Source organism: Oceanicella sp. SM1341, from assembly GCF_003448965.1.
Lineage (GTDB): Bacteria > Pseudomonadota > Alphaproteobacteria > Rhodobacterales > Rhodobacteraceae > Paroceanicella.
On the sequence record NZ_QRGC01000003.1, the window covers coordinates 274,491 to 298,665 of the forward strand.

A 24,175-nucleotide genomic window follows, 5' to 3' on the forward strand; every position below is an offset into this window, starting at 1 on the left:
GGAATACCTGCTGCCGTTCTACGTGTTTCAGACCCTGTTTCCGGCACTTCCCGGCAACGACATCGCGAAAGACCGCCGGACCCAACCGGCTGGCCCGAAAACCACATGATCGGAGATTTACTGGATGAGCGCTAACGCCTCCATGGAAGACTTCGAGGCCCTCCTCAACGAGAGCTTCGAACTGGCGACCCCTCAGGAAGGGTCCGTCGTCAAGGGCCGCGTCCTGGCTATCGAAGCCGGGCAGGCCATCATCGACATCGGCTACAAGATGGAAGGCCGTGTCGACCTCAAGGAATTCTCGAAGCCCGGCCACGAATCCGAAATCAACATCGGTGACGAGGTCGAGGTGTATCTCGACCGGGTCGAGAACGCCCGTGGCGAAGCCGTCATCAGCCGTGACAAGGCCCGCCGCGAGGAAGCCTGGGACCGTCTGGAGAAGGCCTACGAGGGCGAGGAGCGCGTCGAGGGCGCCATCTTCGGCCGCGTGAAGGGTGGCTTCACCGTCGATCTCGGCGGCGCCGTGGCCTTCCTGCCCGGCTCGCAGGTCGATGTCCGCCCCGTGCGCGACCCCGGCCCGCTGATGGGCATGCCCCAGCCGTTCCAGATCCTGAAGATGGACCGCCGCCGCGGCAACATCGTCGTGTCCCGCCGCGCCGTGCTCGAAGAGAGCCGCGCCGAGCAGCGCGCCGAGATCGTCGGCCGCCTCACCGAGGGTGACGTGGTCGAGGGCGTGGTGAAGAACATCACCGATTACGGTGCGTTCGTGGACCTCGGCGGTGTCGACGGCCTGCTGCACGTCACCGACATGGCCTGGCGCCGCGTCAACCACCCCTCCGAGATCCTCTCGATCGGCGAGACCGTGAAGGTCCAGGTCGTGAAGATCAACAAGGAGACCCAGCGCATCTCCCTCGGCATGAAGCAGCTTCAGGCCGATCCGTGGGACAATGTCGCGGTCAAGTTCCCGATCGGCTCCAAGTGGACCGGCCGGGTCACCAACATCACCGACTACGGCGCGTTCGTCGAGCTGGAAGCCGGTGTGGAGGGCCTCGTCCACGTCTCCGAGATGTCCTGGACCAAGAAGAACGTCCACCCGGGCAAGATCGTCTCCACCTCCCAGGAGGTCGAGGTCATGGTGCTCGACGTGGACAGCGCCAAGCGCCGCGTCAGCCTCGGCCTGAAGCAGTGCCAGGGCAACCCCTGGGACAACTTCGCCGAAGCCTACCCGAACGGCACCGAGGTCGAGGGCGAGATCAAGAACATCACCGAGTTCGGTCTGTTCATCGGTCTGGACGGCGACATCGACGGCATGGTCCACCTGTCGGATCTCGACTGGAACCGGTCCGGCGAGGAAGCGATGAAGGACTACCACAAGGGCGATGTCGTCCGCGCGGTGGTGCTTGACGTGGACGTCGAGAAGGAGCGCATCTCGCTGGGCATCAAGCAGCTCGGCGGCGACCCGTTCGCCGACGCGACTGCCGGCGTGAAGCGTGGCGCGATCGTCACCGTCGAGGTCACCAAGATCGAGGACGGCGGCATCGAGGTCGAGTATGACGGCATGAAGGCCTTCATCCGCCGCTCCGACCTCGCCCGCGACCGTGCCGACCAGCGCCCCGAGCGCTTCGCCGTCGGCGACAAGGTGGACGCCCGCGTGACCAACATCGACAAGGGCACCCGTCGTCTGGGCCTGTCGATCAAGGCGCGCGAGATCGCCGAGGAGAAGGAAGCCGTCGAGCAGTACGGTTCCTCCGACTCCGGCGCCTCGCTCGGCGACATCCTCGGCGCCGCGCTCAAGCAGCGCACCGGCGACGAGTGATCGCCCGCCGGCCCCGCCAGGGGCCGGCAAGCGATACCGCCGGCCGCAAGGCCGGCACCGCATCACGCCGGCCCCCGGGCTGGCACGAGACCACCGCCGGCCCCCTCGTGGGGCCGGCGTCGTTTCACGGCCGGTCACAAGCCCGTCACCGAAGGCCCCCGGCCCGGGGCGCCAGCGGCCGGGCGGACGGCCCGCGAGTACTTCGCGAGGGGATTCCGTACCGGCGGCATTTCGGAAAAGGCGGCGCATTGCGCCGCCCTTTTCATGCCCGCGCATGACATGCCGGACACCGATTCGTGACGCCGCGCAGCCCCCGGGGTGCAACACAGGGATGCAATTGGACCTTCGCTGCACCGCAAAGCCTTGAATTACCCCGGTTTCTGGGGTTTGTGGCAATTGACGGAAGTGAAGCTACGTGCCATCGTCGGCCTTCAGAAAAAAGACTGAAGGCGTCTAGCCGCCCCGGAGGAAAGTCGTCGCATGATCAAATCCGAACTGATCCAGATCATCGCGGAGGAAAATCCGCATCTCTACCAGTCGGACGTGGAGCGCATAGTCGGGACCATCTTCGAAGAGATCACCAGCGCCCTCGTCCGCGGCGAACGCGTCGAACTGCGCGGCTTCGGCGCGTTTTCCGTGAAGCATCGTGATGCCAGAATAGGGCGGAACCCGCGCACGGGCGAATCGGTTGAGGTCGAGGAAAAGCGCGTGCCATTCTTCAAGACCGGCAAGCTCCTGCGCGAAAGACTGAACGACGCCTGAGCGCCCCGCCCGCGGGCGCCCCGGCGGAAGAATGAGGAAGACCCCCTATGCGGTATGTCCGCTATGCCCTGCTCGCGATCATCCTGATCGTCGTTGTCCTGCTGGCCGTCGCGAACCGGGAGATGGTGACCCTGCGCCTGATGCCCGAGCAGCTCGCGGGGATCTACCAGCTCAGCTACGGACTGCCGCTCTTCGCCGTCATCCTCGCCACGCTGCTGCTGGGCGTCTTCCTCGGCTACGTGCTCGAATGGGGCCGCGAGATGCGCCAGCGCCGCGAGGCCTCCGAGCGCAAGCGCATCATCGCGAAGCTCGAGCGCGAGAACGCCGAGCTGCGCCGCCGCCACGCCGCGCCGAAGGACGAGGTCCTGGCGATCCTGGAATGAGCCGATGCACGTGAAGATCTGCGGGCTGCGCAGCACCGGGGCCATCGAGGCCGCGGTGCAGGCCGGCGCCTCCCATCTCGGCTTCGTCTTCTACCCGAAATCCCCGCGCCACCTGACTGACGCGGAGGCCGCCGCCCTGCTCGCTGCCGTGCCGGCCGGCGTGATGCGCGTGGCCCTCACCGTGAACGCCGATGACGCGGCCCTGGACCGCATCGCGGCACTCGGCGTGGACATGCTGCAACTGCACGGGTCCGAGAGCCCGGAGCGCGTGGCCGAGGTGCGCCGCCGCTTCGGCCTGCCGGTGATGAAGGCCGTCGGCATCGCCGGGCCGGAAGACCTCGACAGCCTCGCCGCCCAGGGCCGCGTGGCCGACCTGCTGCTGGTCGACGCCAAGCCCCCCGCCGGCGGCGCCCTGCCCGGCGGCAACGGCCTCGCCTTCGACTGGCGGCTGATCGCCGGCCGGCGCTGGCCGGTGCCCTGGATGCTGGCCGGCGGCCTCACGCCCGAGACCGTGGGCGAGGCGATCCGCCTCACCGGGGCGCGGATGGTCGATGTCTCCTCCGGCGTGGAAAGCGCGCCGGGCGTGAAGGACCCCGCCCGCATCGCCGCCTTCGTGGCCGCCGCGCGGCAGGCCTGGGGCCTCTGAGCCCCGCGCGACCTGCCCCCCGGCAAAAATCGACCGGACCCCTCGCGGGGCCCGGTCGCCCGCCCCGGAACACGGGGCGGATACACAAGCGAAAACACACCATTACACATGTTACGCAACGCGACACACGACGCAGGACATTCCGGCCCTGCATGCGCGTCGTCGCCCCGCAGCATACTGCAACCAGGGGTTACGCAGCCGCCACGAAACAACAACTCGCAATTGGTGTACACGCTCAAAAACGCCGCGGATGCATCGCGGGGCGAAAAACTTTCGCGGCTGTAGCCGCGTTGCCGCATCCGAAGCGGGGGGGCGGCGTGTCCTGCTTCACATGCACGCTCTTCGCACCCCCTGCCGGCCGCCGACGGCCTTGCCAGCCCCTGCCCCGCGATTGTATCGGTTGGGGAGTACACCTGTGCCGGCGCGGAACCTCACCCCGCCTCGGGGCACGGGCACCGGGGGAACCTACATGCTCGACCATGCCGAGGCGCTGAAGCGCTGCGCCGCCGGGGACCAGTCTGCGCTGCAGGCGCTGTTCACCGAGGAGGCCGGCCGGATGACCGGCATCGCGATGCGCGTGCTGCGCCGCCGCGACCTCGCCGAGGAGGCCGTTCAGGACGCCTTCGTGCAGATCTGGCGCAAGGCCGACACCTACATGCCCGAGCGCGGCTCGGCCCGCGGCTGGATCTACACCATCGTGCGCAACCGCGCGCTCAACATCCTGCGCGATTCCGGCCGCGAGCTGCCCACCCTGCCCGAGGACATCGACACGATGCGCGAGACCGACCCGGTCTCGGCCAGCTGGGACGGGCTCGACGAGGCCAGCCGGCTGCGCGGCTGCCTCTCCGGCCTCGACGAGGTGAAGCGGCGTTGCATCCTGATGGCCTACGTGCTGGGCTATTCGCATGGCGAGATCGCCGGGAGGCTCGACGCCCCGCTGGGCACGGTGAAGGCCTGGGTGCGCCGCGGCCTCGCCGCCCTGAGGGAGTGCCTGGGATGAGCGTGACCCCCGAAGACCTCGAGCGCGCCGACGCCTTCGCCCTCGGGCTGCTGCCCGACAGCGAGGCCGCGGCCCTCGCCGCCCGCGCGGACCGCGAGCCGGACCTGGCCGGGGCCATCGCCCGCGCCGAGGACCGTTTCGCCGAGCTCTCCGCCACCGCGCCCCGGCTGGACGTGTCCGACGACCTCTGGCCGCGCATCACCGCCGCCATCGCCGCAGCCCCGGCAGAAGCCCCGGCCGAGGCGCCCGCCGCCTCCGGCCCCCGTCCCGAAACCGGCCCCGAAGCCCGCCCCTCCGATACCCGCACTTCGTCCCGCCCGGGCCCGCGCCGCAGCCCGCGCGGCTGGCGGCGCACCGCTTTCGCGGGCATTGCCGCGAGCCTGGTGCTCGCCGCGCTGCTGGGCTGGCAGCTGGTGAAGAACACGCCGCCGGCCATGGTGGCGGTGCTGCTCGACCCCGCCGGCCAGCCGGTGGTGATGGTCGAGGCCTTCGACGACGACCGGGTGCAGGTGACCATGCTCGCCGACATCGACCTGCCGCCCGGCCGGGCGATGGAGCTCTGGACCAAGCCCGACCCCGACGGCCCGCCGGTGTCGCTCGGCCTGCTCACCCGCGCCTCGGCCACCACGCTCGTGGGCCCGCCGCTGCCCGACCCGCAGGCCGACCAGCTCTACGAGATCACCCTCGAGGAGGAGACCGGCTCGCCCACCGGCGGCCCCACCGGCGAGATCGTGGGCATCGGCACTGCGGCGCCCCCGCGCTGAAGCGCCCGCGGCGCGGGCCGCCCCCGCGCCCGCGCCTCACCGCGCGCTTCCGCCTCCCCCACCCGGAGCGCGGCCCGCGCCGGCCAGTTCCCGCCGCTGCCCCGGCCCCCGCGCCGGGGCCTCGCTGCCGCTGCCACACCCCGCGGAGCGTCCGCCCCGGCCAGGTCTGGCCACTGCCCGCCGCGCTTCCCCCGTCGACACGGCCCGCCGCCCGCGCCCTCGCTGCCCCGGCCCCGAGCCGGGGCCTCGCCGCTGTCGCCCGGCGAGGAACCGGACACCCCGCGCTGATAATCGGGCCGGAGCGTGGGCCTCCCGCCCCTCCGCTGTCCCCCGCGCCCCGCGGGCCCGGGAGCCTGCTCCGCGTTGGGCCGGGCCGGGCCGCCGGTGGCGGCCCGGCGGCAGCGCTTCGAAGGCGGCGGGGCGCGGGATGTGACCGCTTCCGCCCCACCTGTCCCGGCCGGGCATCTGGCGCCGGCACCGGACATGCTCCACCAGCCTCCCCGGCGCCCTCCGGGCCGCCCCGATGAGTCCGCGTCGCTGGCCGCCTCCCGGGCGACCGCTCCCCTGGTGCAACCCGTCCGGCGCCGGCCCCGTGCTGCCCGGCCCCGGCCCGGACAGTCGGTCCATCCGGCACCCGCCGCCGCTCCATCCGCCCTGCCGGCGGCCCCGGCCCTATCCCGCCGGTCCGGCCTGATCCCGTCGCGCCGACCTCTGCCTCGGCCCTCCCCCGGCACCGGCCCCGCGCGCCCTGCCCCGGCCCCCGAGCCGGGGCCTCGCCGCCGGTGCCACGCCGGGCGGCAGGCGGATTTCCTATCGACCCCGCCCCCCGCGAGGGGGTAAGAAGGCGCGAAAACTGCGCGAGGATGGCCCGATGACTTCCGACCTGCTCAACTCCTTCCGGACCGGCCCCGACGAGCGCGGCCGCTTCGGCGATTTCGGCGGCCGGTTCGTCTCCGAAACGCTGATGCCGCTGATCCTCGAGCTGGAGAAATGCTACGAGCACGCCAAGGGCGACCCGGGCTTCTGGGCCGAGATGGACGACCTGTGGAAGCACTATGTCGGCCGGCCCTCGCCGCTCTACTTCGCCCCCCGCCTCACCGAGGAGCTGGGCGGCGCGAAGATCTACCTCAAGCGCGACGAGCTCAACCACACCGGCGCCCACAAGATCAACAACGTGCTGGGCCAGATCCTGCTCGCCCGCCGCATGGGCAAGACCCGGATCATCGCCGAGACCGGCGCCGGCCAGCACGGCGTGGCCACCGCCACCGTCTGCGCCCGCTTCGGGCTGAAATGCGTGGTGTTCATGGGCGCCACCGACGTGGAGCGCCAGAAGCCCAACGTGTTCCGCATGCGCCTGCTCGGCGCCGAGGTGGTGCCCGTCACCTCCGGCCGCGGCACGCTGAAGGACGCGATGAACGAGGCGCTGCGTGACTGGGTGACCTACGTGGACGACACGTTCTACTGCATCGGCACGGTGGCGGGCCCGCACCCCTACCCGGCCATGGTGCGCGACTTCCAGTCGATCATCGGCAAGGAAACCCGCGAGCAGATGCTCGAGCAGGAGGGCCGCCTGCCCGACACGCTCGTGGCCTGCATCGGCGGCGGCTCCAATGCCATGGGCCTCTTCCACCCGTTCCTCGACGACAAGGGCGTACGCATCATCGGCGTCGAGGCCGGCGGCCACGGGGTGGATGACCGGATGGAGCATGCCGCCTCGCTCACCGGCGGGCGCCCCGGCGTGCTGCACGGCAACCGCACCTATCTGCTGCAGGACGAGGACGGGCAGATCCTCGAGGGGCACTCGATCTCGGCCGGGCTCGACTACCCGGGCATCGGGCCCGAGCACTCCTGGCTGCACGACATGGGCCGGGTGGAATATGTCTCGGTGACCGACAAGGAGGCGCTCGCGGCCTTCCAGCTCTCCTGCCGCACCGAGGGCATCATCCCCGCGCTGGAGCCGAGCCACGCGCTGGCGCATGTGACGAAGATCGCCCCCGAGCTGCCGAAGGACCACCTGCTGGTGATGAACATGTGCGGCCGCGGCGACAAGGACATCTTCACCGTCGCCGAGCACCTCGGCGCTGAAATGTAAGATCCGAGCATCTCGGCGCTGAAATGTAGGATCCGGGCACCTCGGTTTCGAGATGCGGGCACCGGGCATACCGGCGCGGAGACCTAACAACCGGGCACCTCGGCGCCGACATGCAAGGCCCGGGCATCCCGGCTTCGGGATGCAAGCCCCGCAGCGCGGGTGACCTCGGCGGCCGCGCAGCCACGCTCCGCCGCGATGATCGCCGGCGGCCGGGGGAGCAGTCCGCGACGCCGCGGGCCCCGGGTGTGCCGGGGCTGTCACCGGGGCGCCGGCGAGCGCTCCGGTAATCCTTTCGCAAGGAAAAATTGCCTGTTGGCAACTGGTTAACGGGCCTGCGGCGGCGCCGGGAAGTGCGTTTTCTTCCCGGGGGATGACCTCGCGGAAGGGTTAACGCCGCCTCAGAGCAGCCGCACAGACATGCCGCCATCGGCAAACACCGGGCTGCCGGTGAGGAAGCTCGCGCGGTCCGAGAGCAGGAACAGCGCCGCCTGGGCGATCTCGTCGGGCCGGGCGAGGCGCTTCAGCGGGTGCAGGCCGGCGATGAAGGCATGCGTGGCCGGGTCCTCCCCCGCCATGGCGGTGAGGGTGCCGCCCGGGAGCAGCGCGGTGACGCGGATGGCCTCGGCCGCGTGCTCGGCCGCGAGCGCCCGGGTGAGCCCCACCAGCCCCGCCTTCGCCGCCGCGTAGGCCGCCATGCCGGGCAGCCCGCCGTTGCTCACCCCCACGAAGGACGCGGTGAACACCAGCGCCCCGCCCCCCGCCGCCTGCAGCGCCGGGATCTGCGCGCGAGCGAGCAGGAAGGCGCTGGTGAGATTGGTGGCGAGCACCTCGGCCCAGGTCTCCTCCGCCATCTGCGGCAGGGGCGAGAGCGCGCCCACCAGCCCTGCGTTGTTGAACGCGCCGTGCAGGGCGCCGAACCGGGCCAGTGCGGCTTCGGTGAGGGCCGGCGCATGGGCGGGGTCGGTCACGTCGCCCGGCAGGGCGATGGCCTCGCCGCCCGCGGCGCGGATCTCCTGCGCCACCGCCTCCAGCGGCCCCGCGCGCCGGGCCGAGAGCACCAGCCGCGCGCCCTCCCGGGCGAAGAGCCGCGCCGCCGCCGCCCCGATGCCGCTGCTGGCGCCGGTGATGATGATCGTCCTGCCGTCGAGTTCCATGCCGTCCTCCGTTGCGAGCCCGGAGGAAGCCTGCGCGGCGGCGGGGGCAGCGGCCACCCGGATCCTGTGTCGGGTCGGTGGCCTGCGTCGCCGCACGCCGGTTGCGCCTCGGGGCCGCCTCACGGCGCAGTGGGGAAGGGCGGGAAGCCGGGGCGCCTTGACCGGGGTCAGCGTGCGCCCGCGTCCCCCGGCGCCGCGTCGCCGGCCCAGACGAAGCACAGCTTGTTGCCCTCGGGGTCGCGCAGGTAGGCGGCGTGGAAGTCGGGGGCGTAGCGCGGGCGCGGGCCGGGGGCGCCCTCGTCGGTGCCGCCGAGGGCGAGGCCCTCTTCCCAGGCGGCGCGCACCGCTTCCGGGCCGGGGCAGCGGAAGCCGATCTGCACGCCGTTGCCGGCACTTGCCGGCCGGCCGTCGAAGGGCGGGCGCAGGGCGAACTGCGGCCAGCGCCCCTCGCCCTGCCAGAGCGCCCCGGCGGGGTCGGAGGCATCGGCCGGCGTGCTGCGCCGCAACCCGACATGCGCCAGCACCCTGTCGTAGAACGCCACCATCCGGGGCACGTCGCGCGCGCCGATCATCACGTGGCTGAACATCAGCTTCCCTCCCGTTCATCATCGCGCAAGAATTGTCTTTCCCGCGCGCCGCGAAAGGCATATGTGCAGCCTTCCGGGGGCCATGACGACCCCCGCGCGACGCGGCCCCGGCAGTGGGCCGCCTTCAGAAGGTACGTTACGTTATGTCCAGTTTCGAGATCGGGGACCTCGTGGTCCTCACCGCAGGCTCCATGCGCATGGCCGTCGAGACCATCGAGGGTGACGAGGTCGCCACCGTGTGGTGCCACGAGGGCACCATCGGCCGCGACCGCTTCAACGCGAAGCTGCTGAAGAAATGGGAAGTCCGCGAGGAGAGCGCCGGCCGCCCGCCGCGCTCCGACCGGGGTGACCGCCCCTCCTTCCGCAAGGACGGCGACCGCGGCGACCGTGGTGGCTACCGCGGCAAGTCCGAGGGCGACGACCGCCCGCGCGGCAAGACCGGCTGGGACGGCAAGCCCCGCGAGAAGAAGTACTTCCGCAAGGACGACTGATCCCGCCTGAACACCCCTGCCGGGGGCGCCGCGCGCGGCCCCGGAACGCCCCCTATGGCTTTTTGCCTCCCGGCCTTTTAAGGGAGGGAGGCAGCAGGCAGGGGAGAACGCCATGACCCGTATCGACGACACCTTCGCACGGCTCCGCGCCGAGGGCCGCAAGGCTTTCGTGACCTACATCATGGGCGGCGACCCGGATTTCGACACCTCGCTGGAGGTGCTGCGCGGCCTGCCCGCCGCCGGGGCGGATATCGTCGAGCTCGGCCTGCCCTTCACCGACCCGATGGCCGACGGCGCCACCATCCAGCTCGCCGCCCAGCGCGCGCTCGAAGCCGGGATGACGCTGAAACGCACGCTTGAGCTGGCCCGCCGCTTCCGCGAGGGCGACAGCACCACCCCGATCGTGCTGATGGGCTATTACAACCCGATCTATTCCATGGGCGTGCCCGCCTTCCTCGAGGCGGCGAAGGCCGCCGGCATCGACGGGCTGATCGTCGTCGACCTGCCCCCCGAGGAGGACGACGAGCTCTGCCTGCCCGCCCAGGCCGCGGGGCTGAACTTCATCCGCCTCGCCACCCCGACGACAGACGACGCGCGCCTGCCGAAGGTGATCACCAACAGCTCGGGCTTCATCTACTACGTCTCGATCACCGGCATCACCGGCGCCGCCTCCGCCAACGCCGCCCGGGTGGCCCCGGAAGTGGCGCGCATCAAGGCGAAGACCGAGCTGCCGGTGGTGGTGGGCTTCGGCATCCGCAGCCCGGAGACGGCGCAGGACATCGCCGCCGTGGCCGACGGCGCGGTGGTGGGCTCGGCCATCGTCTCGCAGCTCGGCGCGGGCAAGCCCGCCGCCGAAGTGCTCGACTTCGTCCGCTCCCTCGCCGAAGGCGCCCACCGCGCCTGACTGCCCGCGGCAGGGCCTTGCTGGTGCTAAACCCGTCCGGTGGCGCCTGGCCGTGTCCGCGGCTGCCGCCTGCACCGGATCCGCCCGCGCCCGCCCTCGCTTCAAGCACCGGATCCGCCCCTGTCGCAGGCACCGGATCCGGCCGTGTCCCGAGCACCATCAAGATCATGCTACAGGCACCAGTGCCGGCCCCCGCCGGGCCGCAGGCACTTGCAGGCGTCGGATCCGGCCCGGGCCGCAGGCCCCGGCAAGGCCGTACCGCAGGCACCAGCAAGGCCGTGCCGCAGGCACTCAGGTGCCGAGGGCTGCGTCGGCTTCGGGGGTGAGGCCCTCGGGGCGGAGGAAGCGGCGGATCTCGTCGGCACGGGCGAGGGTGTCCTGGCGGCCGAGGTCGATGAGTTCGCCCACGTAGCCGGGCTCGAACAGCAGGTAGCTCGCGAGCACGAAGGGCGGGCGCCAGGCGCCAAGGGCGCGCAGCATCAGCCGCACCGGGCGGGGCAGCGCGCCGGCGTGGCGCGCCGAGATCTCCCGCACGTCGCGCGAGGGGCGGATGGTGAGGAGCTGCACCGGGCGCAGGGCGCGGGTGGCGAGCTGGGCCGGGGTCATCACCGCCAGGGTGTCGTTGATGCGCAGCAGGCGCTCCATGTCGAGGTCGAGCTGGTCGTTGAACAGCGTGTCGAGGAGCTGGCCGCCGATGAGGCCGGGCGCGGGGTATTCCGGCTCCTCCCCCTCGGGGGCTCCGGCGTCGATGCTCTCGTCGCGCCCGGCGATCACCAGCAGCCGGGTGGCGCCGAGGTGGATGGCCGAGGAGAGCGGCGCGGTCTGGCGCAGGGCGCCGTCGGCGTAGAAGGCCGGGCCAACGCGGCGGGCCGGGAAGATCAGCGGCAGGGCGGTGGAGGCCATGATGTGCTCCACCGAGAGCCGCGCCGCCACCCCCTCGCGCCGCGAGCGCGCCCAGCCGGTGAGGGGCGCGCGCGCCTCGTAGAAGGTGACGGCCTGGCCGGTCTGATAGCTCGAGGCGGTGATGCCCACGGCCTGCAGGTCGCCCCTCGCGAGGCAGCGGCGCAGGGCGTCGAAATCGATGTTCTCCTCGAGCAGGGTTTCGAGCGGCGCGGAATCGAGCAGCGAATCCGGCGGGCGCATGCCGAGGCGGCCGAGGGTCATGTGCCCGGCCCAGGCGGCCATGCGCCCGGTGACGGCGCGCATGTCGGCCCGGAACACCGAGCCGCAGTGCAGCCCGCGCCACAGGGCTTCCACCTCCCGCGCGGCGGTGCCGAAATCGGCCAGCCGGCAGGAGAGGGCCAGCGCGTTGATTGCCCCCACGGAGAGGCCGGTGATGACCGGGAAGGGGTTCGGCGCGCCGGGGCCGAGGATCTCCGCCACGGCGCTGAGCACCCCGGCCTGGTAGGCGCCGCGCGCGCCGCCGCCCGAGAGCACGAGCCCGGCCCGCTCCGGCAGGGGGGCTGCCGGGCCGCGTCCGATCCTCAACCTGCGCCTTCCGAGCTTCACGCGATCCTCCCGCAGCGGCCGGGGGCCAGAGTGCCAGCCCCGGGTGAAGGAACCTTTGACCAGTGTGGCACGCGCGGGCGCCGGCTCAAAGCGGCCGGGCGGAACGTGAACGCCCCGGCGCCGGGGTGCGGCGTCGGGGCGTGTGGTGTCGTCCGGCCGGGGGCAGGGCGCGATCAGCTGTCGTTCGCGTCGGTGCGGTTCGCATCCATGCGCTGGCTCATGCTGACGAACTCGTCCTCGTCGATCACCTTGTCGCCGTTGGCATCGAAGGTGTTGAACTGGATCTCGTCGACGGTCGGGTAGACCGCCTGCACCTCTTCCATGGAGAGGGCGCCATCGCTGTTGGCATCGACATCGCCGAAGCTCTGGTCGGCGGCGCCCGCGGCGGTCACACCGAGGGCGAGGGCGGCGGCGGTGGAGGCAATAGCGAGTTTCATCGGTTTTCCTTTCAGTCGTCTCATCTCACGCGGTGGCGGCGGGCGCCGCCGCGATCCCGGCGGGTGTTTCGTTCCCCGCTTCTCGGCAGGTCAACGGCGGGCCCCGCGCCTGCGTTGCACCGCAGCGCGATCACGCCTGTTCACGCGGGCGCGACCGCACGGGTCGGGCCGGAAACGAAGGCGCCCCGGCGCGGGGGGCCGCGCCGGGGCGTCTGGTTCCTGCCGGATTGCCGCCCGGGGAGGCGGCGCCGGATCGCCGCCCGGGGCGGCGGTGCCGGGTGCCGCCCGGGGCGGTAGTGCCGGGTGCCGCCAGGGGCGGCGGTGGGCGCGCCTCGGCCGTGGCCGCGGTGCGGCCCGGGCCGGGGCGGGCGGATCACTTGGACTGGGTCCGCGTGTCGTTCGTGCTCATTGCCTGCTTGAGGGACACGAATTCGTTCTGGTCGAGCACCTTGTCGGCGTTGCCGTCATAGGTGTTGAACTGGATCTCGTCGACGCTGGGGTAGATGACCTGCACCTCTTCCAGGGTGAGGGCGCCATCACCGTTGGCATCGGCATCCTCGAAGCTCCAGTCGGCGGCGCCGGCGGCGGTCACGCCGAGAGCGAGGGCGGCAGCAGTGGTGGCAATAGCGAATTTCATCGGTCTTCCTTTCGGTAGTCTCATTTCACGCGGGGGCTGACTGGCCTTGCCGCGATCCGTCGGCGGGGGTCTGTCCCGCTTCCTGGCGTGTCAACGGCCGGCACGGCGCTTGCGTTGCACCGCAGCACGCTCACGCCGGATCACGCGATCGCGACGCGGCAGGAGCGGGGCGGGGAGGAGCGCGGAAACGAGATCGCCCCGGCGCGGGAGGGACCGCGCCGGGGCGTCTTGTCTGTCTGCGGCACCCCCGCGAGGGAGCGGGGCGCCGGGGGCCTCAGCCCTGGCCGGGGTGCGGCCCGGGACGGGGCGGACGGATCAGGTGTCGTCCTTCGACGTGCTGTTCGCGTCCATCTCCTGGCTGAGCGAGGTGAACTCCGCCTCGTCGAGGGTCGTGTCGCCGTCAGCGTCGAAGGTGCCGAACTGCACCTCGTCGATGCTCGGATACGCGGCCTCGACCTCGGTCATGGACAGCGCGCCGTCGGAGTTGGTGTCCAGGTCCTCGAAGGACATGTCCGCGGCGGAAGCGGCGGTAACGCCAAGTGCGAGGGCGGCGGCGGTGGTGGCAATAGCGAGTTTCATCGGTCTTCCTCTCGGATTTCTTCTGAATTCACGTGGGCTTTTTCTTGCCCTTCACGCGTCGACTGCAAGGCGATGCTTGCTTGCGATATGCAAGATCTGTTCGCCTTGCTTCATGCCGGGTCAACGACTGCCACAGGACATTGTTGCGCCCCGCGCCTTCACGGACGTTCACGCATCCGTGAGGCCGGAGCCCGAGACGAGGAACACGTGCAGCGCCACCGGGCCGTGGGCGCCGAGCTGCAGCTTCTGCCCGATGTCGGCGGAGCGCGAGGGGCCGGTGACCATGTTCACCGTGCGCGGGTCGAGCCCCGAGCCGCGCAGCCCGGCCCAGACCTCCTCCAGCCCGGCCTTCACGTCATCCTCGAACACCACCACGAAATGGGTTTCGCCGAGGAAGGTGAGGGTGACCGGGTTGTCGGGCCCGGAGGCGAGCACGAGCGTGCCGGTCTCGGCCATGCCGTAGCGGGCGCGCGAGAGGGTGGCCGGCTCCTCGATGCGGCCGATGCCGGTGGAGGCGGAGATGGCGCCCCAGTCGAGCCCGGCGAAGGCGGGGTCGGCGCCGTGGCGGATCTCGGCGGGCAGGTTTCGGTTGCGCAGCTCGTGGGCGAGCGCGCGGGGCAGCTCGGGCAGCGAGGACACGCGTGAGACGGTGGCATCCACCGCCTCGAGCTTGGCCATGAACTGGGTGAGCCGGGCCTGGCCATGCGCCTGGGCGAAGGCGGGCACGGGGGCGTGCGGGCCCTCGCCGCGCAGGCGGGCGGCCACGGCGGCCTCGCGCTCGGGCTGCGGGCGCTCGGGGTCGGCAAGCGCGGTGCGCAGCCGGCCGAGGATGCGGTCGCGGGCGCTCATCGGCGCGCCTCCTTCCACTGGTCCATGAAGGTCTTGCCCTGCGGGGCGGGGAAGTCGCGCTCGCCGGTCCAGCCGCCGCCGAGCGGCAGGGAGGCGAGGCGGCCGCGCCCGCCGGCGAGCCGGCGCAGCGCCTTCATGCCCATCCGGGTGCCGAAGCGGTAGAGCGCCGGGCGCCGGGCGAAGAAGGCCCAGAGCGACAGGCCGTAGCGCGCGGCCGAGGGGGTGAGGCGCTTCTCGAACTCGCGCTCGCGCCAGTGGCGCATCATCCTGGGCAGCGGGATCTTCATCGGGCACACGCTCTCGCAGCGGCCGCAGAAGGTGGAGGCGTTGGGCAGCTGGCCGCCCTCCTCCACCCCGATGAGCGAGGGGGTGAGCACCGCGCCCATCGGCCCGGGGTAGACCCAGCCATAGGCGTGCCCGCCCACCGACTGGTAGACCGGGCAGTGGTTCATGCAGGCGCCGCAGCGGATGCAGCGCAGCATCTCCTGGAACTCGGTGCCCACCATGTTGGAGCGGCCGTTGTCGAGCAGCACCACGTGGTATTGCTCGGGCCCGTCGGGGTCTTCGCTGCGGCGCGGGCCGGAGGAGAAGGTGGTGTAGACCGACATTTCCTGCCCGGTGGCCGAGCGCGCGAGCAGGCGCAGCACGGTGGCGGCGTCGTCGAGCGTGGGGACGAGCTTTTCCAGGCTCGCCATCACGATGTGCACCTTCGGCAGCGACTGCGAGAGGTCGCCGTTGCCCTCGTTGGTGACGATCACGCTCTGGCCGGTCTCGGCGATGAGCATGTTGGCGCCGGTGATGCCCACCTCGGCCTGGAAGTACTTCTCGCGCAGGATGCGGCGGGCTTCCATCTGCAGGGTGGCGTTGTCGGAGAGGTCGCGGTCCGGCGGCAGGTGGGCGTGGGCCTTGCGGAAGGCGGCCTCGATCTCGGGCACCGTGACGTGGACGGCGGGGGCGATGATGTGGCTCGGCGCTTCGTGGCGGAGCTGGATGATGTATTCGCCGAGGTCGGTCTCCACCGGGGTGATGCCGTTTGCCGCCAGGTGGTCGTTGATCCCGCATTCCTCGGAGATCATCGTCTTGCCCTTGTTCACGGTCTTCGCGTTCACTGAGCGGCAGATCTCGAGCACGATGCGGCGGGCGTCCTCGGCGCTCTCGGCCCAGTGCACGTGGCCGCCGGCGGCGGTGACCCGGGCCTCGTATTCCTCGAGGTAGAGGTCGAGGTGGGCGAGCGTGTGGTTCTTCATCTCGCGGCCGGCGTCACGGATCTGCTCGAACTCGGAGACCTTGGCGGCGGCGGCGGCGCGCTTGTCGACGAAATGGCCGCGGGCGTTGCGCAGCGCCGTCTGCAGGTTGGCGTTGGCGAGCGCATCGCGCGAGTTGGACTTGAAGGCGGGGGTCGTCGGATGGGCGTGGCTCATCGGAGCATCCTTCGGGCTTGGGCGGGGCCGGGCGCGGGGGCCGCGGCGCAGAGGTGGGCAGCGCGGGCGCGGGGCATCAGCCCTCTTCGCCGATGGCGGGGGTGTCGGTCATGCCGGCGAGCACCTCGACCACGTGGCGGGCCTTCATCGGCCGGCCCTCGCGGCTGGCCTTGCCGGCCATGTTCATCAGGCACCCGAGATCGCCCGCGAGCAGCAGGCCGGCGCCGGTGGCCGCGGCGTTGCGGGTCTTGTCGCCCACCATGGCGTTGGAGATGTCGGGGTATTTCACGCAGAACGTGCCGCCGAAGCCGCAGCAGACCTCGGATTCCTTCATCTCCGTGAGGGTGAGCCCCTCCACCGTGCCGAGCAGGGCGCGCGGCTGGGCCTGCACGCCGAGCGAGCGCAGGCCCGAGCAGCTGTCGTGGTAGGTGGCGTGCTCCTCGAGCCGGGCGGTGACGCCCTGAAGGCCCATCACGTCGGTGAGGAAGCTGGTGATCTCGTGGGTCTTCGCCCCCAGCGCCTGCGCGCGGGCCGCCCAGGGGTCGGAGGCCTCGAACATCTGGGCGTAGTCCTTGGCGATGGTCGCGCCGCAGGAGCCGGAGGGGGCGACGACATAGTCGTAGCCCTCGAAGGCGGCGATCACCTGGCGGGCGATGGAAGCGGCGGTCCTGCGGTCGCCCGAGTTCCAGGCCGGCTGGCCGCAGCAGGTCTGCGCCTCGGGCACCTCCACCTCGCAGCCGGCCTGTTCGAGAAGCTTGATGGTCGCGAAGGCGACACTGGGCCTGAACATGTCCACGAGACACGTGACGAACAGGGCAACCTTTGGCTTGGACATGGGGGTCTCCGCTGGAGTGGTCGGTTTTTTCTACCAGTTTGAAGGAACTGCGCAAGGCTGCTGTCCCGCCCGGCCCCGCCCGCCCTGCGACCGAACGGCGCGTGCAACCGGGCCGCGCGGCCGCCCGGCCCATGCTGCAACCGGGAGCTGCGACAGGCGCCCACCCGCCCCCGAAGCGCTGCCGCCGGGCCGCCCCGGCGGCCCGGCGCGGCCCAACGCGGAGCAGTCTCCCGGGCCCGCAGGGCACGGGGGGCAGCGGAGGGGCGGGAGGCCCACGCTCCGCTCCGCCGCGGGGAGGAGCGGCCGAGCCGGAACACGGAGACCTGCTTGCCCGTCGCCCTTCCCGGCAGGGGCGGCATCGGGCGGGCCGTGGGGGGAGCACATGCCGCGGCGTGGCGACGGACCGGGAGCCCTCCCGCCCGCTCTGGTCGGGCGCCTGCGGCGCCGCTCCCGCGCCGTTGGGCCGGGCCGGGGGCTGCGCCCCCGGTGCGCCTGAGCCCGCGGTGGGTGCCCTGTCCGCTTGCCTGAGGCGCCCGCCCCGGGGCGCCTCGCCCGCGCGGGCGCATCGCGCGCCTGCCGCCTGCACCGCCTGCCTGTCTCTCGCGCGTTTGCGCGCGCTGGTCCGGCGTGTGGCGCGGGCGCGCGTATCGCGGGGCGATTCGGCTTGAAATCGGGGCCAGATCGTGTAGGAACCCCCATCCGCGGCGCTTACACCCCTGGAGGATCGCCGCACTCTTGAACAGGAGCAAGCCAAATGGCTGAGAAAATCATTCTCGAGGCTACGGCGCGTACCGGCACGGGCAAAGGGGCTGCCCGCACCGCGCGTCGCGAAGGGCTGGTCCCCGGCGTCATCTACGGCGGCGGCAAGGACCCCCAGTCCATCAACGTGAAGCACAACGTCCTTCTGAAGCAGCTGAAGGCCGGCCACTTCCTCTCGACCCTCATCAACGTGAAGGTCGACGGCCAGGACAACCGCGTGGTCTGCCGCGCCGTCCAGCGCCACGTGGTCAAGGACCTGCCCATTCACGTGGACTTCCTGCGCCTCAGCGAGAACAGCAAGATCAACCTGATGATCCCGGTCGAGTTCATCAACCACGGCGCGGCCCCCGGCCTGAAGCGCGGCGGCACCGTGACCGTCGTCCGCCCGATGGTCGAGCTCGTCGTCTCCGCCTCGAACATCCCGGACCACCTCACCGTGGACCTCTCGGGCCTCGAGATCGGCGACGTGGTGAAGGCGCATGACGTGGCGATGCCCGAGGGCGCCCGCCCTGCCATCACCGACCGCGACTTCGTGATCGCCAACATCTCCGCCCCGTCGGGCCTGCGCTCGGCCGAGGCCGAGGAGGAAGGCGAGGAGGCCGAGGCGGAATAATCCGCCCCGGACCGAAGCACACCGGAACGCGCCGCAGCCCCCTCTGCGGCGCGTTTTCGCATTGAAGCGCCGGGCCGGGCCGCGCACCCTGTCTTGCCGGAACTGCACAGCTCGCTACCTCATCGGAGGTGCGCAGCGGGGCATCTCACCGGAGGTGCGTGGGTTGAGATCGCACCGAAGGTGCGTGACGCGCACGCTGTACCGAAGGTGCGTGAACCGCGGACCGGGCCGGGACAGCCCCCGGGATGAGCGAACGGCACCCGGAAGGGCGCCGGCACGAGACCATGCCGGCCGAGCCGGGACGGGGCGCCGGGAGCGCCGGGAAGGGAGAGGACACAGGCCATGAAACTTCTCGTCGGACTGGGCAACCCCGGCGGGCAATACGCCCGCAACCGCCACAACATCGGCTTCATGGCCGTGGAGCGCATCGCGGAAGACCACGGCTTCGGCCCCTGGCGCGCGAAGTTCCAGGGCGAGGTCTCCGAGGGCCGGCTGGGCCGCGAGAAGGTGCTGCTGCTCAAGCCCGCCACCTTCATGAACCTCTCCGGCCAGGCGGTGAGCGAGGCGATGCGCTTCTACAAGCTCGAGCCTGGCGACGTGACCGTGTTCCACGACGAGCTCGACCTCGCCCCCGGCCGCCTGCGCTGCAAGACCGGCGGCGGCCATGCCGGCCACAACGGGCTGCGCTCGATGCACCAGCATATCGGCGAGGCCTACCACCGGGTGCGGCTGGGCATCGGCCACCCCGGCTCGAAGGAAAAGGTCACCGGCCACGTGCTAGGAGATTTCGCCAAGGCCGACGCGGACTGGCTCGACGACCTGCTGCGCGGCATCTCCGACGGCGCCCCCGCGCTCGCCGAGGGCGACACCGGCCGCTTCCAGAACGCCGTCGCCCTGCGCACCATTCCGCAGCGCCCCTCCGGCGAGGGCAAGCGCCCGGCCGGGGAGGATGCAGGGCACGGCTCCGGGGAGTCTTCAAAGCACTCCTCCGGGGAGTCTTCAAAGCACCCCCCCGGGGTGACGCGCTCCTCCGGCGAGTCCTTGAAGCGCCCCTCCGGCGAGTCCGTGAAGCGCTCCTCCGGCGAGTCCGTGAAGCGCCCCTCCGGGGCGACTCCCGGCAAGTCCGCCCCCTACAAGGCCAAGCACGCCGCCTCGGCCCAGCGCCGCGCGGCCGACAAGGTAGCCCAGGTGCAGGCCAAGTCGCCCGACAGCCCGCTGGCGAAACTGCTGGCCAAGTTCTCGAAGGACTGAGCGGGGGGGGCCCCGCCGCCAGTCATCCCGGCGCCGATGCGGGTGCCTGCGCGCCGGAGCGGCGTCGCTGCGCGGCGCGCGCGGCGTGGCGTGCGCCGAGGCCTCCGATCCCCCGTGGAGCAACCGCTGCAGGTGGCTCACTGCGCGCGGGGCGGGCGCGCAGGGGGAATGGCCGTCGCGAGACTGCTGACCCGGGCCGGCGCAGGCGCAGGATGGTCCCGGACCCGCCCCGGAGGTGAGCAATGACCCTGACACCCGACCCCCTCGTCGATCTCGACAAGCTGCGTGACATCGGCTGGACGCTGTGGGACCCGATCGGGCTGCTGCCAGACGTGGGCCCGGGCGCCGGCGACTGGCGCCACGAGGCGCACCAGACCTTCGCCGACGAATACGATACCTATCTCGTCGGGGCCGCATACGCGCTGCTCGACGGCAGGCCCGCCGCCGAGGTGACCGATCTCCTCGTGCGCATCGAGGCGGAGCACATGTCGCTCGGGATCGGCCCGACCACGCAGCGCCGCGCCGCGGCGGTGGTGGCCGCCCTGCGCGCCGATCCCTCGATCCGGATCCCGACGTGACCGGCCGGACCCGGCCCGCCGGGGGCTTTCGGCCCTGCCGAGGCCGCGGCATCGCCACATGGCCCCCCCCGGGATCCGCACCAAGGCCATCCGCCTGCATGGCCGGCCGCCGCGCTGCCCGACGATGCCGCGGTGCAGGGCATGCCGCGGCCCGGCGGCAGGGTCGACTTCGGCGAGACACCGGCGGCGGCGGTGATCCGCGAGGGGCTGGAGCTGTGCCCGCCCGGCGCGCCGGTGTCCTCCGGGAACCTCTGCACGCAAGAGCGCACGCAGGGCCAGGCGAGCATGGCGGTGTACGGGGTGGCGCCGCGTTAGGGAACCCTCGGGGACGCGGCGGCCTCCCCTTCCGCGAGGGCGCGGCACGATGCGCACCGTGCCCCGGCGAGCCGGACGGGACGGGCCGGCCGGCGCTCTGTCCTGCCGGGCCAAGGGCGCGGCTCATGTCCGGGCGGGGGTGAGCAGGCTGTGGCCGGGCGGCGGCTGCCCTCACAGGCCCGGGGCCGCGGCCGCCGGCCCCGCGTGACGCCCCGCCTGAGCGCGCCCCGGCGCCAGCCGGGGCGGGCGAGGCAGAAGGCGCGGCCGGAACGGCCTCCGCCGGGCCCGGGCGGGGCCGCGCGGCGGGTTCAGTCGGCGGTGCTCACGGTGTCGGCGTCGGCGCGGGGGTTCTTCGCCCGCCACTCCTCGGCGTATTCCTTCAGCACCTCGTTGAGCTCGTCGCGCACCTCGCGGTAGGCCACCTGCACGGCGTTGAACAGGGCCTGGTCGGCGCGGTTGTTGTCGCGGATGATCTCGAGGATCTCCGGGTCCACGTCGTCCGCCGCGTTCTTGCGGCCGGAGACGCGCAGCGCCGCCTTCTGCTTGGTCGGGTGCCACAGCATGGTCGAGAGCAGCCGGTAGCTCAGGGTGTAGAGCTTCTGGCTGCCGATGAAGTGGAAGCGCTCGAAGGCATATTGCGGCAGGTGCGCGGGCGCGATGCGCCGGCGGCCGGCGATGAACACCGCCATCTTGTTCGTGGCCTCCGAGGAGCGCGCGAAATCCCCCAGCGTGGGGAAGCGCTTCATGAACCCCTCGGGGTCGGCGTGCTCGGGGCTGCGCGAGTAGTGGTACTCGGAGATCACCCGCTCCACCGGGTCGCGCACGAAGGTGAAGAGATGCACGTCCGGGATCGCCTCGCGGATGCTCTCCACGTTCTCGAAGCGCAGGTGGCCGGAGGCCGAGCGGAGCTGCTCGGAGCCCAGGTCGTCGAGGAACTGCTGGGTGGCCGCGTCGCGCCGGTCCGTCAGGCTGGAGCCGCGGTCCATGTAGGCGATGTGGATGTTGCGGTAGGGCCCGCGGTGGCGCGCCAGCTCGGCCGAGAGCGAGGAGCCCGCGGTCTTGGGGATGTGCTGGAACACCCACATGCCGGAGGCGCGCATCGCCTCGATGTAGTCGCGCACGCGTCCGGGGCGGAAATCGGCGAAGGTCAGCGGGCGGCCGCCGGAATCGGAAGGCTGGCCGAGGCTCACGCGCCATCCTCCGTGCCGGCGGCGGCGGGCTTGCGACGCACCAGCACCACGCGCTCCCTGCCGTCGGCGGTCCGGCGCTTCAGCAGGCGCCCGAAACCGGGCAGGAACACCACGTCCGAGGCCTCGATCTCGGTGTCGAGCACCGAGAAGAAGCCGCGCAGGGCACGCTGCGCCTCGCGGGGCGTTACGCCGCTCTCGGCGCTGACGCGATCGGCGAGCTCCTTGAGTGTCATGGGCTGTCCTTTCAATGCGCTTTCCCGGGGGATGCCGGACCATCCCGACGGCCAGTTCCGGGCGGGAAGCACGGTTCCCCGACAGATACCGAGGGTGGCGGCGAAGTCAAGGGAGAGGGCGCCGGCGCGAGGCCATACGGGGCTTGCCTCTGCGCCCCCAGCAGGTAAGTTTGGCTCAGTTCAGCCAGCCGGGGTATCGGATGAGTTTCAACGACCTCAAGCGAGGCCATGTCGCGCAGTACATCGAGGATCACAAGACCGAAACCGGCCTGTGGTTCCTGCATCACATTCCGAAGACTGCCGGCTCGTCGCTCGCCCAGGAACTCTCGGCACGGCTGCGCCCGTACCGGAACATGGCGATCGACTACCAGCCCGACACCTCCTTCACCGGCGACATGATGAGCGCCGCGGTGACCCAGTTCATCGAGAGCGGCATGGCGCTGAAATGCCGCTCCGCCTCGGGGCACATCTTCGCGCCGCACGTGGAGCAGATCGCCGCGGCGGTGCCGGACGTGCAGTTCTTCACCTACCTGCGCCACCCGCTGTCGCGCATCGTGTCGGAATACCGCTACTGCCGCACCGAGATGCACCCGCCCTGGCGCAACTTCATCGCCCGCTACCCCACGATCGACGCCTTCGTGGACGAGCCGCTGGAAGCGAACAAGATGAGCCGCTACCTGTTCGGCACGGTGAAGATCGACCCGGAGGAGGCGAAGGAGCGGCTGTTCACCCGCTATGCCTTCGTGGGCCTGCAGGAGCGCTACCCGCTGAGCTACCTGCTGATGTCGCGGATGATGTGGGGCGGCTCGGCGCCGGAGGCCCGCTCGCGCGTGACCCCCTCGACCGAGGAGAACGAGGTGGAGATGACCGCCGACCTGCACGCGCGGATCATGGAGAACAACGCCCTCGACCTCTACCTCTACAAGGCGGTCTCCGCGGTCTATGCCGAGATCGCCACCGAGGCCTGGGAGATGGCCGCCGCCTGAGGCAGCCCCCCGCGGGGCTGAGCCCGGGGCCCCGTGCGCGCCCCCTGCGGCGGCACCGCGCCCCTCTCGCCCCCGGGATCCCCGCTGCCCCGGGCCTGACCCGGGGCCTCGCCGGCCCGGTGCGCCCCGCCTCCCGCACGGCGCCGCGACGGGGCGGGAGGCGCGAGCCCCCTGCCCCGCCGGCATGACGTTGCGTCGCCCGCGCGCCCTGCCCGCGGCACGGGCGGGCACGCGCGCCGGTCGGGACAGGCCGTGCCGGAGCCCGGAGCCCGGGGTCGATCAGGTCTGCTGGGAGATGCGGCGGGTTTCCCACCATTCGGCCGTGGCGAGCAGGCCGGATTCGATCGCCGTGGAGGGGCGCCAGCCCAGCTCGCGGAAGGCCAGCGAGATGTCGAGCACGTTGTGCGCCACGTCGATGCGCCGGTTGGGCTCGAACACCAGCTCCAGCTTGCGGCCGGAGATGCTCTCGACCATCCGCGCCACCTCGCGCAGCGAGTAGCCCAGGCCCGAGCCGATGTTGATCGCGGGCTCGGCGCCGGTGTACTCGGCCCCCGCGCAGATCGCCTCGGCGAGGTCCTTCACGAAGATGAAGTCGCGCACCACCGAGCCGTCGCCCCAGATGGTCATGCTCTCGCCCCCGAAGGCGCGGCGCATGGCCATGGCGATGAAGCCCTGGCCGTTGCCGGCGTTCTGGCCCACGCCGTAGGGGTTCGCGATGCGCAGCGAGACCGTGTGCATGCCCCGCAGGTCACGCAGCACGCGCAGGTAGTGCTCGATGGCGAGCTTGGAGACGCCATAGGCGTTGCGCGGCTGGGTGGGGGCGTTCTCGGGCAGGGCGTCGGGGCTGTCGATGCCGTAGACCGTGCCGCCGGAGGAGGCGAAGACGAAGTTGCGCACCCCGAGCTCGCAGGCGATCTCGGCGATCTTCACGGTGGCATGCACTGAGGCCATCACCTCGCCGGCCATGTCGGCGTTCGAGGTGGCGGGCAGGCTGGCGGGGGCGAGGCAGATCACCGCGTCGCAGCCCTCGAGGGCCGAGCGCACGAAGGTCTCGTCGGTCAGCGCGCCCTGGCGGAACTCGAGGCGTGAGTGGTTCGCGAGATGCGGGGACATCCTGTCGACGATGTCGACCGCGACGACGGAACTCCCGCGGGACAGGCATTCTGACACCACGTGGCGTCCGATAAACCCGGCCGCTCCGAGGACGCAGATCCTGCTCGGCTTCATCAGTGGCATGCAGACCCGCTTTCATCTGTACAGCGACAGGAGCGTAGTCCCTGCCGCCCGCATAGGCAATATATTCCCCCCGCGCGGCATGTCACCCCGGGATTTCGGTACCGCGGCCCCGGCCCGGGCCGGCCGCGCGGGCGGCGGCCGGCCGCGCCAC

25 protein-coding genes and 1 pseudogene are annotated in these 24,175 nt (G+C 71.8%); 14 read left to right on the forward strand and 12 right to left on the reverse strand.

Going from position 1 to position 24,175, the window contains the following annotated elements:
* Positions 1-124 precede the first annotated feature (124 nt).
* The 7 genes from rpsA (at position 125) to trpB (ending at position 7,460) form a co-directional block, all read left to right on the forward strand.
* Complete coding sequence (gene rpsA, locus D3P35_RS05160) at positions 125-1,813, forward strand: 30S ribosomal protein S1 (protein ID WP_118133384.1); 1,689 nt, start codon at positions 125-127, stop codon at positions 1,811-1,813.
* A 480-nt stretch (positions 1,814-2,293) separates the two neighbouring features.
* Positions 2,294-2,575, forward strand: coding sequence for an integration host factor subunit beta (ihfB, locus tag D3P35_RS05165; RefSeq protein ID WP_118133385.1), 282 nt, complete (start codon positions 2,294-2,296; stop codon positions 2,573-2,575).
* Between the two features lie 47 nt (positions 2,576-2,622).
* A complete protein-coding gene (locus D3P35_RS05170; protein WP_118133386.1) occupies positions 2,623-2,958 on the forward strand; it encodes a lipopolysaccharide assembly LapA domain-containing protein in 336 nt (111 codons plus the stop codon).
* A gap of 4 nt (positions 2,959-2,962) precedes the next feature.
* Complete coding sequence (locus tag D3P35_RS05175; protein WP_118133387.1) at positions 2,963-3,604, forward strand: phosphoribosylanthranilate isomerase; 642 nt, start codon at positions 2,963-2,965, stop codon at positions 3,602-3,604.
* A 469-nt stretch (positions 3,605-4,073) separates the two neighbouring features.
* Entirely contained in the window at positions 4,074-4,604 is a 531-nt protein-coding gene (locus D3P35_RS05180; RefSeq protein ID WP_118133388.1) for a sigma-70 family RNA polymerase sigma factor, read from the forward strand.
* Entirely contained in the window at positions 4,601-5,368 is a 768-nt protein-coding gene (locus tag D3P35_RS05185; RefSeq protein ID WP_118133389.1) for an anti-sigma factor domain-containing protein, read from the forward strand. The genes D3P35_RS05180 and D3P35_RS05185 overlap by 4 nt, the downstream gene beginning before the upstream one ends.
* A gap of 871 nt (positions 5,369-6,239) precedes the next feature.
* Complete coding sequence (gene trpB / locus D3P35_RS05190; protein ID WP_118133390.1) at positions 6,240-7,460, forward strand: tryptophan synthase subunit beta; 1,221 nt, start codon at positions 6,240-6,242, stop codon at positions 7,458-7,460.
* 398 nt (positions 7,461-7,858) lie between these two features.
* On the opposite strand, the gene D3P35_RS05195 is transcribed toward trpB, so the two are convergent.
* Positions 7,859-8,614 (reverse strand): SDR family oxidoreductase, encoded by a 756-nt coding sequence (locus tag D3P35_RS05195; protein WP_118133391.1) that lies wholly within the window; start codon positions 8,612-8,614, stop codon positions 7,859-7,861.
* Between the two features lie 167 nt (positions 8,615-8,781).
* Positions 8,782-9,201, reverse strand: coding sequence for a VOC family protein (locus tag D3P35_RS05200; RefSeq protein ID WP_118133392.1), 420 nt, complete (start codon positions 9,199-9,201; stop codon positions 8,782-8,784).
* 143 nt (positions 9,202-9,344) lie between these two features.
* Here D3P35_RS05200 and D3P35_RS05205 point away from each other — a divergent pair, with 143 nt between their 5' ends.
* The gene (locus D3P35_RS05205; RefSeq protein WP_118133393.1) at positions 9,345-9,692 is read left to right on the forward strand and encodes a hypothetical protein; all 348 of its coding nucleotides are present in this window, start codon (positions 9,345-9,347) and stop codon (positions 9,690-9,692) included.
* 112 nt (positions 9,693-9,804) lie between these two features.
* Entirely contained in the window at positions 9,805-10,596 is a 792-nt protein-coding gene (gene trpA, locus D3P35_RS05210; RefSeq protein WP_118133394.1) for a tryptophan synthase subunit alpha, read from the forward strand.
* A 291-nt stretch (positions 10,597-10,887) separates the two neighbouring features.
* Here trpA and D3P35_RS05215 read toward each other — a convergent pair whose 3' ends face one another.
* The 7 genes from D3P35_RS05215 to D3P35_RS05245 form a co-directional block, all read right to left on the reverse strand.
* A complete protein-coding gene (locus D3P35_RS05215; RefSeq protein ID WP_157982042.1) occupies positions 10,888-12,084 on the reverse strand; it encodes a patatin-like phospholipase family protein in 1,197 nt (398 codons plus the stop codon).
* A 194-nt stretch (positions 12,085-12,278) separates the two neighbouring features.
* Complete coding sequence (locus tag D3P35_RS05220) at positions 12,279-12,542, reverse strand: hypothetical protein (protein ID WP_232830391.1); 264 nt, start codon at positions 12,540-12,542, stop codon at positions 12,279-12,281.
* A gap of 373 nt (positions 12,543-12,915) precedes the next feature.
* Positions 12,916-13,179, reverse strand: coding sequence for a hypothetical protein (locus D3P35_RS05225; RefSeq protein ID WP_118133397.1), 264 nt, complete (start codon positions 13,177-13,179; stop codon positions 12,916-12,918).
* 315 nt (positions 13,180-13,494) lie between these two features.
* A complete protein-coding gene (locus D3P35_RS05230) occupies positions 13,495-13,758 on the reverse strand; it encodes a hypothetical protein (protein WP_118133398.1) in 264 nt (87 codons plus the stop codon).
* Positions 13,759-13,926: 168 nt separating this feature from the next.
* On the reverse strand, positions 13,927-14,607 hold the full coding sequence (locus tag D3P35_RS05235) for an LUD domain-containing protein (RefSeq protein WP_118133399.1): 681 nt from the start codon (positions 14,605-14,607) through the stop codon (positions 13,927-13,929).
* Complete coding sequence (locus D3P35_RS05240; RefSeq protein WP_118133400.1) at positions 14,604-16,028, reverse strand: LutB/LldF family L-lactate oxidation iron-sulfur protein; 1,425 nt, start codon at positions 16,026-16,028, stop codon at positions 14,604-14,606. Before D3P35_RS05240 ends, D3P35_RS05235 begins: the two co-directional genes overlap by 4 nt.
* 76 nt (positions 16,029-16,104) lie before the next feature.
* Positions 16,105-16,863, reverse strand: coding sequence for a (Fe-S)-binding protein (locus D3P35_RS05245; RefSeq protein WP_118133401.1), 759 nt, complete (start codon positions 16,861-16,863; stop codon positions 16,105-16,107).
* A 754-nt stretch (positions 16,864-17,617) separates the two neighbouring features.
* On the opposite strand from D3P35_RS05245, the gene D3P35_RS05250 reads away from it, so the two are divergent.
* From D3P35_RS05250 to D3P35_RS05265, 4 genes and pseudogenes are all read left to right on the forward strand, one after another.
* A complete protein-coding gene (locus D3P35_RS05250; RefSeq protein ID WP_118133402.1) occupies positions 17,618-18,235 on the forward strand; it encodes a 50S ribosomal protein L25/general stress protein Ctc in 618 nt (205 codons plus the stop codon).
* A 342-nt stretch (positions 18,236-18,577) separates the two neighbouring features.
* Positions 18,578-19,166: pseudogene (pth, locus tag D3P35_RS05255) on the forward strand (aminoacyl-tRNA hydrolase); the annotation flags it as partial.
* Between the two features lie 562 nt (positions 19,167-19,728).
* Positions 19,729-20,064, forward strand: a complete 336-nt coding sequence (locus tag D3P35_RS05260) for a hypothetical protein (RefSeq protein WP_118133403.1) — start codon at positions 19,729-19,731, stop codon at positions 20,062-20,064.
* A gap of 141 nt (positions 20,065-20,205) precedes the next feature.
* Entirely contained in the window at positions 20,206-20,379 is a 174-nt protein-coding gene (locus tag D3P35_RS05265; protein ID WP_157982043.1) for an NUDIX hydrolase, read from the forward strand.
* A 308-nt stretch (positions 20,380-20,687) separates the two neighbouring features.
* Here the strand turns inward: D3P35_RS05265 and D3P35_RS05270 are convergent, their stop codons facing one another.
* Complete coding sequence (locus tag D3P35_RS05270; RefSeq protein ID WP_118133405.1) at positions 20,688-21,569, reverse strand: sulfotransferase family 2 domain-containing protein; 882 nt, start codon at positions 21,567-21,569, stop codon at positions 20,688-20,690.
* On the reverse strand, positions 21,566-21,802 hold the full coding sequence (locus D3P35_RS05275; RefSeq protein ID WP_118133406.1) for an HU family DNA-binding protein: 237 nt from the start codon (positions 21,800-21,802) through the stop codon (positions 21,566-21,568). Before D3P35_RS05275 ends, D3P35_RS05270 begins: the two co-directional genes overlap by 4 nt.
* A gap of 200 nt (positions 21,803-22,002) precedes the next feature.
* Here D3P35_RS05275 and D3P35_RS05280 point away from each other — a divergent pair, with 200 nt between their 5' ends.
* Positions 22,003-22,788: a hypothetical protein gene (locus D3P35_RS05280; RefSeq protein WP_118133407.1), complete on the forward strand. Its 786-nt coding sequence runs from the start codon at positions 22,003-22,005 to the stop codon at positions 22,786-22,788.
* Positions 22,789-23,067: 279 nt separating this feature from the next.
* Here the strand turns inward: D3P35_RS05280 and D3P35_RS05285 are convergent, their stop codons facing one another.
* On the reverse strand, positions 23,068-24,024 hold the full coding sequence (locus D3P35_RS05285) for an NAD-dependent epimerase/dehydratase family protein (protein ID WP_118133408.1): 957 nt from the start codon (positions 24,022-24,024) through the stop codon (positions 23,068-23,070).
* Positions 24,025-24,175 lie beyond the last annotated feature (151 nt).